11 protein-coding genes are annotated in these 12053 nt (G+C 52.9%); 9 read left to right on the top strand and 2 right to left on the bottom strand.

The annotated features are described in order from the left end of the window. Positions 1–49: 49 nt before the first annotated feature. Positions 50–268 carry a 50S ribosomal protein L31 gene (rpmE, locus tag Q4563_RS03765; RefSeq protein WP_215976948.1) on the bottom strand — a complete coding sequence of 73 codons (219 nt, stop codon included), beginning with the start codon at positions 266–268 and terminating at the stop codon, positions 50–52. Positions 269–564: 296 nt separating this feature from the next. On the opposite strand from rpmE, the gene Q4563_RS03770 reads away from it, so the two are divergent. From Q4563_RS03770 to Q4563_RS03810, 9 genes are all read left to right on the top strand, one after another. After that, positions 565–2754, top strand: a complete 2190-nt coding sequence (locus Q4563_RS03770) for a primosomal protein N' (protein ID WP_303603652.1) — start codon at positions 565–567, stop codon at positions 2752–2754. 190 nt (positions 2755–2944) lie between these two features. Beyond that, positions 2945–3535 carry an SPOR domain-containing protein gene (locus tag Q4563_RS03775; protein ID WP_303603653.1) on the top strand — a complete coding sequence of 197 codons (591 nt, stop codon included), beginning with the start codon at positions 2945–2947 and terminating at the stop codon, positions 3533–3535. Between the two features lie 143 nt (positions 3536–3678). Beyond that, on the top strand, positions 3679–4218 hold the full coding sequence (gene hslV, locus Q4563_RS03780) for an ATP-dependent protease subunit HslV (RefSeq protein ID WP_215976945.1): 540 nt from the start codon (positions 3679–3681) through the stop codon (positions 4216–4218). A 13-nt stretch (positions 4219–4231) separates the two neighbouring features. After that, entirely contained in the window at positions 4232–5548 is a 1317-nt protein-coding gene (gene hslU, locus Q4563_RS03785; RefSeq protein ID WP_215976944.1) for an ATP-dependent protease ATPase subunit HslU, read from the top strand. 52 nt (positions 5549–5600) lie between these two features. Continuing rightward, complete coding sequence (locus tag Q4563_RS03790) at positions 5601–5975, top strand: gamma-butyrobetaine hydroxylase-like domain-containing protein (RefSeq protein ID WP_215976943.1); 375 nt, start codon at positions 5601–5603, stop codon at positions 5973–5975. Positions 5976–6384: 409 nt separating this feature from the next. Then, positions 6385–7392 carry an NAD-dependent epimerase gene (locus Q4563_RS03795; protein ID WP_215976942.1) on the top strand — a complete coding sequence of 336 codons (1008 nt, stop codon included), beginning with the start codon at positions 6385–6387 and terminating at the stop codon, positions 7390–7392. 139 nt (positions 7393–7531) lie between these two features. Next, positions 7532–8251 carry a 3-deoxy-D-manno-octulosonic acid kinase gene (locus Q4563_RS03800; protein ID WP_215976941.1) on the top strand — a complete coding sequence of 240 codons (720 nt, stop codon included), beginning with the start codon at positions 7532–7534 and terminating at the stop codon, positions 8249–8251. 156 nt (positions 8252–8407) lie between these two features. Further along, positions 8408–9295, top strand: coding sequence for a glycosyltransferase family 2 protein (locus Q4563_RS03805; protein WP_215976940.1), 888 nt, complete (start codon positions 8408–8410; stop codon positions 9293–9295). A 109-nt stretch (positions 9296–9404) separates the two neighbouring features. Beyond that, the gene (locus Q4563_RS03810; protein WP_303603654.1) at positions 9405–10700 is read left to right on the top strand and encodes an O-antigen ligase family protein; all 1296 of its coding nucleotides are present in this window, start codon (positions 9405–9407) and stop codon (positions 10698–10700) included. A 192-nt stretch (positions 10701–10892) separates the two neighbouring features. Here Q4563_RS03810 and Q4563_RS03815 read toward each other — a convergent pair whose 3' ends face one another. Continuing rightward, positions 10893–11705 carry a glycosyltransferase family 2 protein gene (locus tag Q4563_RS03815; protein ID WP_215976938.1) on the bottom strand — a complete coding sequence of 271 codons (813 nt, stop codon included), beginning with the start codon at positions 11703–11705 and terminating at the stop codon, positions 10893–10895. Between the last annotated feature and the right edge of the window lie 348 nt (positions 11706–12053).

Consider the following 12053-nt stretch of genomic DNA (forward strand, 5'->3'; position numbering starts at 1 on the left):
AAAACCCGCTCAAGGCGGGTTTTTTTGCTCGCTGCGGTGTAGTAATCGCTTACTTACCACCACCGATACGGCTGGCAAAACGCTTATTAAAGCGATCGATACGGCCGCCGGTATCTACTACTTTCTGCTTGCCGGTAAAGAAAGGGTGGCACTCAGAACAAACGTCGATGTGAAAATCTTCACCGCGAGTAGAACGAGTTTCAATTTTGTTACCGCAGCTGCAGCTTGCAGTTACGTTTTCATATTTAGGATGAATATCTGCTTTCATGGTATTTGCCCGTTTGTTGTATACCGCCACCCGATCATAAAACTGAATCAGTCTCTGCGCCGAGCACGGTATCTCAGGTTGGTTAGTGCTTAGGGGCGGCGATACTACCACAGACCGAGACCAAATCAAGAAAAATGTGTATTTTTCAAACGATTTCTCACAGCATCCGACACGGCTGAAGTGAGCGGTTAAATACCGTAATATGATGCTCACTTAGAACTTGGGCTTTTTCATTCACCCGATATGATAGATTGCAGTGTCAATCAACTCATCCACAATAAATGGCCACCGCATCAATGACCGCGCAGCGTATCATACAAGTCGCCCTTCCCGTTCCGCTGCGGCGCGTATTCGACTATTTATTGCCTAATGAGCAACACAAGACAGCGATAGGCGCGCGGGTCGAAGTGCCCTTTGGCCACCGTACATTAATTGGTATTGTGCTTAAGCACGCATCCCAAAGTGACACCCCGACCGACCGACTAAAGCCGATTACCACGGTGCTCGACCCCACCCCCGCGGTCAACGATGAACTGCTGCAACTGCTACTTTGGGCAGCCGATTACTACCAGTGCCCCATTGGCGAAGCTCTACAGGCCGCCCTACCGGTATTGCTGCGCCAAGGGGCAGCCATGACACCACAATTATCTACCGCCGAGCAGTGCTGGCAACTCACCACCGAAGGACTGGGCCTGCCAGACAACGCCTTAGCGAAAGCGCCCAAGCAAGCGCAACTATTACACCAATTGCGCGAACGGCCCGGAACCACGTGGCAAGCTTTAAAAGAAGCAGGCTTTGCCCGCGACGCCCTATTACGCCTACAAGAAAAGGGCTTGGCCCACACCTGCGCGGCGCCACCTATAACCAATAGCGAATCCCCCCTTAACCTCAACGCTGAACAGCAGGCTGCTCTTGATGCCATTTCGTTTGAGCGCTATCAGACCTATTTACTCGACGGTGCCACTGGCAGTGGTAAAACCGAAGTTTATTTACAAGCTATCGCTCGCTTACGCGAAGGCGCTGAGCAGGCTCAAACTCTCGTACTGGTGCCTGAAATAGGCCTAACCCCGCAAACCATCAAGCGTTTTGCACGGCGATTTGGCGCCTCAGTCGCCGTATTACACTCGGGCCTCAACGATCGCGAGCGGCTTAACAGTTGGCTGCGCGCTGCCAGCGGGGAAGCCAGCATTATCATTGGCACCCGCTCGGCCCTGTTTACCCCATTGAAAAACCCAGGGCTTATCATTATTGATGAGGAACACGATACCTCCTTCAAGCAGCAAGATGGTTTTCGCTACTCGGCCCGCGACCTTGCCTGTGTACGCGCCAAAAATTTAAACATACCGCTGATATTAGGCTCGGCCACACCGGCGCTTGAGAGCTTGCACAATGTCAACACCGGTCGTTTTCAGGCCTTGCCATTGCGGCACAGAGCCAATCGTCAAGCGGCACCTTTAATTAACGTCATCGACAGCAGTGATCACCACCAAGGTTTAGCCGCCGAGAGCTTATTGGCCATTGAGCAGCACTTAGCCCAAGGCAACCAGGTATTAGTTTTTCTCAATCGGCGCGGCTTTGCACCGGCGTTAAAATGCCGGGATTGTGGCGCGGTGGTCAACTGCCCCAATTGCGACGCGCGGCTCACCCTGCACCATAACCCGCGACACTTACATTGCCATCACTGCGATTTTCAACGCCCCATTTTGCGCACTTGCGAAAGCTGCCACGGACACCATTTAGAACCAATCGGCCAGGGCACCGAACGCAGTGAACAGGCTTTGAATCAGCGTTTCACCTCCGTGCCTGTCTGGCGTATTGACCGCGACAGCACTCGCCAAAAAGGGGCTTTGGAAGACCTGTTTACACGCATCAACAGTGGTGAACCCTGTATTTTGGTCGGCACCCAAATGCTGGCCAAAGGCCATCATTTCCCCAAGGTTTCTCTCGCGATTATTCTCGATGTCGATGGCGGCCTGCTGAGCGCGGATTTTCGCGGCCCCGAACGCCTGGGGCAGCTCATTACTCAGGTTGCGGGGCGTTCGGGGCGCGGTGATCGGCGCGGTGAGGTTATTCTGCAAACCCAAAACCGCCACCATCCGCTGCTCCAACGACTGATACAGCAGGGCTATTCCGCCTTCGCCGCAACCTTACTGGAAGAGCGGCAAATGAGTCAGATGCCGCCCTTTCTACCCATCGCACTGGTCCGCGCCGACGCCCCCGAAGCCGACAGCCCGCATCAGTTTCTCAACCAGCTGAGGCAAAGTCTGGCACCACTTGCGGAGCAAAACGCGGTGCAAATGCTGGGGCCAATGCCAGCCCTGATGGAGAAAAAAGGCCAGCGTTATCGCCATCTACTGCAAGTCAGAGGCCCTTCCCGCCACGCCCTACAGGCCTTTCTCAGAGCTTTGGCCGAGCACCTCGACTCCATCAAAACCCCACGCCATTTGCGCTGGTCTATTGATGTAGACCCACAAGATATGAGCTAATTGTGGCCAGTCGATCATCCTAAACCACTCAAAACCAACTGAACTTACGGCTCGTCACCACAGCTCTGTTTGACATTGCGACGACCAGAACTGAACACAATATGGCTCGACGCCCCAACAAATAGCACTTTCACGTTGCCCCCTAGTACCGTCGGCCGTAAAATAGCGGCTTTTGCTCAGAGCCAACTTAATGACCCGCGATTACGCTAAGAAAAAACGCCCGCCGACTAAAGCCAAAAAAGCGGCCCCCAAGGCCCAAGTCCCTTGGTGGGTATGGCTTTTTATCGGCTCTGTGTTGGGCGCTTTTATCAGTTTTTTGGTGTATCTCGCAGGTGTTACTCCAACACCACAGCCCCAGGCCCCCGCCCAAGCCACCACCAGCCCAGCCCCAAAGTCTGCGACCGAGCAAGCGCCAACGCCTGCGCCAGAACAGACGCTGCCCAAGCCGCGCTTCGATTTTTATAAACTTTTGCAGGAGAGTGAAGAAATCGTACCGGCTACCGAGCCTGCCGAAATTGAAACCAACGTCAGCACGCCGGTTGAGTACCTACTGCAAGTGGGCTCATTCCGGCGCGCTGCAGATGCCGACGCCTTGCGTGCGCAGTTAATTTTACTGAACCTAGACGCCCATACTGAACAAGTCACCATTCGCGGTGGCGAATTGTGGCACCGGGTGGTGGTTGGCCCCTTTGACAATCAAAGCCGCATGGCCAAAGCGCGCTCAACATTGGTATCAAATCGCTACAGCGCATTGGTATTAAAACGCAAAACCGATAGCTAAGCACAGCCAGCCACTCGCTTTTCCATTCAAACTCAACAATCATTCAGCACGGCGCCGGATAACTTGAAATAGTCCGGCGCTGCCCCCAATTACTGTTTAAATCAGATTTATACATTCATCCGAACATCGTATAAGGAGTACTCGTGGAACAGTACCGGGGTACCACTATTCTTTCCGTGCGCCGTGGCAACAGTGTTGTTATCGGCGGTGACGGCCAAGTGTCTTTAGGCAACACCATTATGAAAGGCAATGCACGCAAGGTGCGCCGACTTTATAACGGTCAGGTAATCGCAGGCTTTGCCGGCGGTACCGCTGATGCCTTTACATTATTTGAACGCTTTGAAGCCAAACTGGAGGCCTATAACGGCCAGCTCACCCGAGCGGCGGTAGAACTCGCCAAAGACTGGCGCACCGAGCGCTCACTGCGAAAACTCGAAGCGCTGTTGGCGGTAGCCGATAAAGAGGCGTCGCTGATTATTACCGGCAATGGTGATGTCATTCAGCCCGAGGACGACTTAATCGCTATTGGCTCTGGTGGTGCTTTCGCACAATCGGCCGCTAGAGCGCTTTTGGACAACACCGACATGGCCGCCGAGGATATTGTCAGAAAAGGCCTCGGCATTGCCGGTGACATCTGCATCTACACCAATCAAAATCACACCATCGAAACTCTGGAATTTTAACTGCGAGCTCACTATGTCCAGTATGACGCCCCGTGAAATTGTTCACGAGCTAGACCGCCACATTGTTGGCCAAAACAATGCCAAACGCGCCGTTGCTATTGCCTTGCGCAATCGCTGGCGCCGCATGCAAGTCAATGCCGACTTACGCAGCGAAATCACCCCCAAAAACATTCTTATGATTGGCCCCACCGGCGTGGGCAAAACCGAAATTGCCCGCCGACTGGCCAAGCTGGCAAACGCGCCCTTTATTAAAATTGAGGCTACTAAATTTACCGAAGTCGGTTATGTCGGGCGCGATGTCGAGTCCATTATTCGCGACCTCGTAGAAAGCGCCATTAAAATGCAGCGTGAAAGTGCCATGCAACGGGTACAACTAAGCGCAGCCGAAGCGGCGGAAGAGCGCGTACTCGACGCCCTATTACCCAAGGCGCGCGGCGAACAAGATGCCGACAGCGGCGCCAATACCCGGCAGATTTTCCGCAAAAAATTGCGTGAAGGTGAGCTGGACGATAAAGAAATTGAAATTGATTTAGCGGCCACACCGGTCGGCGTAGAAATTATGGCGCCCCCTGGCATGGAAGACATGACCAATCAGCTGCAAAATATGTTTTCTTCCATGTCCAACGATCGTAAGCAAACCAGTAAAATGCCGGTAAAACAGGCATTAAAAGCACTGGAAGAGGAAGAGGCAGCCAAGCTCGTCAACAACGATGACATTAAAGCCACGGCCATTGAATCGGTAGAACAAAATGGCATTGTCTTTCTCGACGAGATCGACAAGGTTGCCAAGCGCGGCGAAAGCGGCGGTACCGATGTCTCACGCGAGGGTGTACAACGCGACTTACTGCCCTTAATTGAAGGCTGCACGGTAAGCACCAAACACGGCATGGTCAAAACTGATCATATCTTGTTTATATCCTCGGGCGCTTTTCACTTATCCAAGCCCTCCGATCTGATACCGGAGCTGCAGGGGCGATTGCCTATTCGGGTAGAGTTAAGCGCACTGACCCCGGATGACTTTGAGCGCATACTCACTGAACCAAGTGCCTCGCTAACCGAGCAGCAACAAGCCTTGCTAGCAACCGAAGGGGTGGAGATCGAGTTTGCCAAAGACGGTATCCGCCGTATTGCAGAAACCGCCTATGAGGTCAACGAGCGTACCGAAAACATTGGTGCGCGCCGATTGCATACGCTACTGGAACGCTTACTGGAAGACATTTCGTTTGATGCCGGTAGTGATGGCAAAGCGTTCACGATTGATGGGGCCTATGTTGATAGCCATCTGAGCGAGTTGGCCCAAGACGAAGACCTTAGCCGCTATATATTGTAACCCCCAGCTGGTGCGGCTTGCCGCACCACGCCACTACCCAAAAGACTGAGAAATGACGCCGACCAAAATCAAATTACTGCGCGACGCTGCCGAGCTTGAACTTCACTACGGCGAAGCAAGCTATCGCTTAAGTGCGGAGTTTTTGCGAGTGCACTCGCCCAGTGCTGAGGTGCGAGGACACGGCAAAGGACAGGAGCAATTACAAACCGGCAAGTCTGAAGTCGGTATTTCAAAGATTGAGCCGGTGGGCAATTACGGGGTAAAGCTCACTTTTAGTGATGGCCATGACAGTGGCATATACACCTGGCCACTGCTGCATGATTTTTGTCTACATCACCATCATTACTGGCAAACTTACCTTGATACTATAGAAAAGGCTGGAGCCAGTCGTCTACCCGATAACGTGCAAGTCATCAAACTCCTCTAGCCCTCAGCTAAAAATCAAGCGAACCAGCCTCCGATTAAACTCGCATTATTTTTGCTGGCCAACAACTTGGCGCAAGCCGCTCAACATTGGTAAGACACTCATGTTTGTGTCATTATTAAAGCAAGGCTGATGTAGATTTAATGTCTGCATACTAATCTCCATATACTGTTATCTATCGGTCCTTCGTCGAAAGCGATTTATCAGCCACTGGAGTTTCTAAGCCTCAATTACCCCCCCGGCGGCGCCTCTCGATGGTGTACTAGCTGATGATTTACTCAGGTCACATACCGTAACCAAGCGGGGTGAAAAGACTCGACTGATATAAGGGAGGGGGGGCAGCAGCAGCCCGAATCGACTTGAGATATAGCGGGCTGCCTGGATATTTTATGTTAATTTTTCCGGGAAATTTATGCGTGTTTTGGTAACAGGTACGGCAGGGTTTATTGGCTCAGCACTAGCGATAAAACTCCTCGCGCGAGGCCATGAGGTGATTGGTGTCGACAATCACAACGACTATTATGATACAAAACTAAAAGAAGCACGATTAGATCGTCACCTACACAATGAAAAGTACACGCACGAGAAAGTAGACCTAGCCGACAGGGCTGAGGTTGAAAGAATCTTTAACCAATATAAACCGAATAGAGTCGTCAATCTGGCCGCTCAGGCGGGAGTTCGTTACTCTATTGAGAACCCTCTTGCCTATATTGACTCTAACATCCTCGGCTTTACCCATGTGCTTGAGGGGTGTCGACACCACGGTGTTGAGCATATGGTCTACGCGAGCAGCTCCAGTGTTTATGGTGCAAACGAGACAATGCCCTTTTCCGTACACCATAATGTCGACCACCCTCTAAGCCTGTACGCCGCCAGCAAAAAATCCAATGAGCTGATGGCACATACCTATAGCCACCTATATGACTTGCCCACCACGGGGCTGCGGTTTTTTACCGTATACGGTCCTTGGGGACGCCCGGATATGGCTTTGTTTAAATTTACCGAAGCGATATTAGCGGGCAAGCCGATTCAAGTGTTTAACTACGGTAAGCATCGCCGGGATTTCACTTACATCGATGATACCGTCGAGGGCATTATTCGAGTACTAGACAAGCCCGCGCAGCCTAACCCCGACTGGAGCGGAGCAAATCCCGACCCCGGCAGCAGTACAGCCCCATGGCGAATTTATAATATTGGCAACCAAAAGCCGGTTGAGCTTATGCAATACATCAGCGCTCTGGAATCGGCATTAGACATGAAGGCAGAGAAAATATTACTGCCCATGCAACCGGGCGATGTTCCAGACACCTATGCTGATGTTGCCGACTTGGTTGCGAATTTTAACTACCAGCCGATGACCACTGTTGACGAGGGTGTTTCCCAGTTTGTTCAATGGTATCGGGCGTTTTACAATGCCTGAACAGACCGGAACATGGATGGCACTTAAATTGTTGAATAAAGTTCCATCGCATTCAGCTGCTGGAAAATGAGTCATAGATGTCTTTCTCGAGCGGCGCAACAACGTCCGACATTCACCCTGGAGCCGCAATCGCCCAGCCATGACTAAGCTATCTCACCGACGAATCGACAGCGACCATCACCACGCACTGGTAAGCACTGGCACTAGCACCACCATTCAACTGGATAGCTTTGAACCCCGTGCCTGGGGCCAGTCTGCAGTTTCAGTTTCCGGCAGCGGCCGCGGTTCAGCCTGGTTTGTAAACACGGCGAGCGGCGAGCAGTGGGTGTTGCGCCACTACCGCCGTGGCGGCTTACCCGGCAAGCTAATCAAAGACGCCTTTTTATACCTAGGTGAGCCATCGGTGCGCTCGATCAACGAATATAAACTATTGCAGACGCTGTACGCTCGGCAGCTGCCGGTACCAAAGCCAATCGCCGCACATTACTGCCGCACGGGCCTCGTTTACCGCGCCGCCATTATTGTGGCGCGGCTGCCCGGCACCCGCTCACTACTGACACTGAATGACAAGGCGGATCGGCCACTGTGGGAAGCTGCGGGGCAATGTATTCGTCAATTTCACGATGCTGGGGTCTACCATGCCGACCTCAACGCCACAAATGTATTAGTTAACCCCGACTCGGGGCAGGTATATTTGATTGATTTTGACCGCGGTGCGCTGCGCACGGCCAGCCCCGAGTCAACCGCCTGGAAACGGGCCAACCTCAATCGTCTACAACGAGGGCTTGTGAAGCACTGGCCAACCAACACAGGCTCTTCCACACCCTTTTTTGACGCGCTGATATGCGGATATCGCTGACAATTGCCTCTTGTGGGGAATTTTTAGCTATACGCTCTATACCCGCACCGCCCATACAGCGGCACGAGTATATTGCTCTGCCCCCTCCCCCCTCACTGTGTGGTAGAATCCCCGACCTTTGACTTACCCCAATGAGTGACCGCATGGGTTTTCTGCATGTATGAAACACTTCGTCTAGCCTTCTTCCGACTGGCCGCTAGTGGCTGGGTGCCCTCACAATGGTTCGAGCCCAACCTGCCACCGGTCTCCTCCAGAACCGCAAAAACCGGCCCCCTGAGTTTGGAAGTGGTAAGCCATTGCTGGAATTACTCACATTTTCTCGCCTATCAGCTTAGCTCTCTTGTGCTTTTTCCACCCCGCAAGCTGTCGGTGACCATGACGGTATTCTACTGCCCCGACGACAAACAAACCGAGCGTCTACTGAGCTTTTTTGCCGAGCAAACCGTACCCGGTGTGACATGGAACTGGCAACCATTACCTCGCCAACAGCTTTTCCGACGCGCTATCGGCCGCAACCAAGCCGCACTGCAAACCCAGGCCGACTGGGTCTGGTTTACCGATTGCGATCTGATGTTCCGCGAAGGGTGTCTGGATACCTTGGCCGAGCAGCTGCAGGGACGGCAAAATGCCCTAGTATTTCCCGAGCAGGAGCGCTGCACTGAACTACTCGCCGAAGATAACCCTATGCTAACAACCGGAGCAGGCGATCCGCAGGTATTGAATATCGACACCTCGTCTTTCACGACTCAATTTCCCTCTAAAGCCACCGGGCCACTGCAAATTGCCCACGGTGATGTCTGCCGTGCCGTCGGCTACTGCCGCGCCATCAAACTGTATCAGCAGCCGGTTGAGCAGTTTGCCAAATGCCACGAAGACCGGGCATTTCGCTGGCTAATACACAGCCAGGGCGAGCCACTCCCCATTCCCGGTGTTTACCGCATACGCCATGTCAGTAAAGGCCGCTACAACGGTAGCCGCGCCAACACAGGTGTACGCACGACCCTGCGCCGCTTGCAATCCTGGTTGAGAGAGAACACCCAATGAGCAGTGTCCTGCGCAACAACACCGCTCCTCTGCGCCAGCTACTGACGCAACTCAATGATGCCGCCAGTCTGGACGCAAAGAGGCTGGCCGATCAGGTCCCGGAGCAGCAATGAACGGAACCGACCAACTGATGCAGCATACTAACGCGACCACACAGGCCCGCACCTCATTTCCCGATCAGGTGGCACAGCGAATGCCCACACTGTGTGTGATCTGGTTGATTCTGACGGTGCTCTCCCCCGAGCAGGAGCTGTACAAAAATTTCTTTCACCTGATTGTCATACCGGCTAGCTTAATCGTGCTGCTCTCTCGTCGGTTAGAATTGCCGTGGAAGGACCCCTTGCTGTTATTGTCCGCCCTTTTCGCCCTCTACGCCTCCACCACCACCTTTGTGGTAGGGCTGGGTCCAATCGACGGACATTTACGCGCGCTGCGCTGGGGAGCGGAGATCAGCTTCGGGCTTGTTGCCTTCTACCTCTGGCTGCCGCGGATACTAGAACGACCACACTGGTGGGCACGCTGCTTTTTGATACTGACTCTGATCGGTGCCTGTGGGGGCATACTCTTATTCGCATTGGGCCAGCAATTCAACGGACGTTTGTCGGGTCTGGGCGCACTGCACAACCCTGTGCAAGCGGCCTCGGTATTATTGGTATATTTTGCTCTCGGACACTTTCTAATGACCCGCAGCTCTGCAGCCGAGCGCTGGGACCACCGACTACTGATCGCCACCTTCATCGCCATGGTTCTGTCTATCGTACTATCCGGTAGCCGCGCACCGCTTGGCGCGCTGGTGTGTTACGGGACTTTTGTGGGCACCCTACACCTTGTGCGCGGCCCTCGAGCAGGATTAATCATCCCGACTTTAGTGGGTTTGGCAATAATCAGCATTGCCCTTTTTCTACTTCGCGGGCCAGATGGCTTGTCCGAGCTATTATTCGAACGCGGGTTTTCCTATCGGTTAGAAATTTGGAAAGGTTATATGTTACACCCACCAGAATCCTGGTGGTGGGGCTTCGGCGCCGGCACGTCACCGGAGAACACCCCGGCCGCAGAGCACTACTGGATCCCCAATAACATTCCGGTTTTCCATCCGCATAACTTATATCTAGGCACCCTAGTAGAAACGGGGTTGATTGGCGCGGCCTGCCTGTTCGGGGTATTTGGGCTTGTTTTGCGGGCTATCGTCAAAAGCGCAGCGCCCAGTATTGCCAAGTGGCACCTTGTGGGTATTGTAGCGTTGGTAGTGCTGTTGACGTTGACCAGCGGTCACACCGCCATCAGCTCGATCAAAGCCATTTGGCTGTACTTCTGGCTGCCAATGATATTCATCTGGTTCTGGGGTCGACAGGAAGACGGCAGCAGAAATGGACCGGTAAGAAATAACGCAAAGCCCTCCTACTAAAGAGGTGGACGCTCAAAATCAACATGATAAGGCCAACTACCGAATAATCAATCTACTGCACTGTGCGTGCCTCGCCATTCAGGGCATTCACCTTTAGAGTCCTTTGTTGGACACGGATTCACACAAAAGAAATGCCCAGCCCCTTAGCTTGGCAGTGAGCTGCCCGCCCCCATACTAATCATCAAAGGGGGCTCATAACTGAGCAATCCCATAATCGGTACGCGTCAACTTCTCTCTTTCACTTTTGATCCGCAACGCCTTGTTTTGCGCCACTTGCTCGGGTGATTTATAGCCGCGGGCATGATCGAGGTGCACAACGATGGCGTCGTAACGAACATGCTTAGGCCGAATACCCGAATTGGTCAGGCGCACTCCAAACTCCCGATCCAGCCCGCCCCAGGGCATGCGTTCATCAAATCCGTTCACCGCGAGAGCGTCTTGCTTCCAAACCGACCCATTAGAGCCTTTGAAGTTACAAGCGGTTGGAGTAATGCTATTCAAAATAGACGCCTGAAACGGCGTGGCCGTCAGCTTAAGGTTCTTATGGCTCGAGGCCAGCCCGTGGGATTTTAGCCAGGCAAGCTCAAAACAGCGCCCAGCAACAATATCATCTTGGGTGATAGCCTGGCTCGTGCTCATTGGCAACTTATGATAGCCACCCGACAGGTAGGTACCGGGTTTGGCCCGACTGGCATGCACCGCCAAGAAATCGCTACGAGGTATGCAATCACCGTCGGTAAACACCAAGTATTCTGACGACGCCTCGCGTATGCATTTATTGAGAATTCGGCACTTACGAAAGCCTTCATCTTCTTGCCACAAATGGGTGATCGTCAAACCAGTGTCGCGGCGGAGCCGGTCGATTGTCTCCCGGGTTTGCTCGGTTGAACCGTCATCACCAATAACAATATCGAAATCTTTGTGCGTCTGTACGCTGTAACCCCACAACACTTTTTCTAACCATTCGGGCGAGTTGTAGGTGGTCATAATTACGGTGAGCTTCAAGCAGATTGCTCCTGGGTTTGGCCACCATCTGGGGGTGAGCGTCATTAATGAATCCCACGCCAATATCATCACGGCAACATACGGCAGTTTTGCGCGCCTAGATGTCACCAAACAAGTGGCGGAGTTCGCTATTGTATCACCGTCATTAGCCCATGCTAATCTAGAGCGGCACCTTTTTGTGACTTATAGCGAGTGCATTTTAAGGCCAATATTGGTGCCCCCCCCCTACCACTGATCTTGAACACGCCGCTGAACAAGTATAATTTATCGTAAACAAGGTTAATCATGAAGTGGGCTAAAGTGTAAGCAACCGACAGAAGCCATCACTCGACTGTCGAGTAAGGCCCT

The organism is Gilvimarinus sp. 1_MG-2023 (assembly GCF_030548285.1).

Excerpts from the sequence above, each read along its gene's own strand:
- Q4563_RS03805 (WP_215976940.1), top strand. The coding sequence starts at position 8,408 with ATGTATGAAACACTTCGTCTAGCCTTCTTCCGACTGGCCGCTAGTGGC.
- Q4563_RS03810 (WP_303603654.1), top strand. The coding sequence starts at position 9,405 with ATGAACGGAACCGACCAACTGATGCAGCATACTAACGCGACCACACAG.
- rpmE (WP_215976948.1), bottom strand. The coding sequence starts at position 268 with ATGAAAGCAGATATTCATCCTAAATATGAAAACGTAACTGCAAGCTGC.
- Q4563_RS03770 (WP_303603652.1), top strand. The coding sequence starts at position 565 with ATGACCGCGCAGCGTATCATACAAGTCGCCCTTCCCGTTCCGCTGCGG.
- Q4563_RS03800 (WP_215976941.1), top strand. The coding sequence starts at position 7,532 with ATGACTAAGCTATCTCACCGACGAATCGACAGCGACCATCACCACGCA.
- Q4563_RS03775 (WP_303603653.1), top strand. The coding sequence starts at position 2,945 with ATGACCCGCGATTACGCTAAGAAAAAACGCCCGCCGACTAAAGCCAAA.
- Q4563_RS03790 (WP_215976943.1), top strand. The coding sequence starts at position 5,601 with ATGACGCCGACCAAAATCAAATTACTGCGCGACGCTGCCGAGCTTGAA.
- hslU (WP_215976944.1), top strand. The coding sequence starts at position 4,232 with ATGTCCAGTATGACGCCCCGTGAAATTGTTCACGAGCTAGACCGCCAC.
- Q4563_RS03795 (WP_215976942.1), top strand. The coding sequence starts at position 6,385 with ATGCGTGTTTTGGTAACAGGTACGGCAGGGTTTATTGGCTCAGCACTA.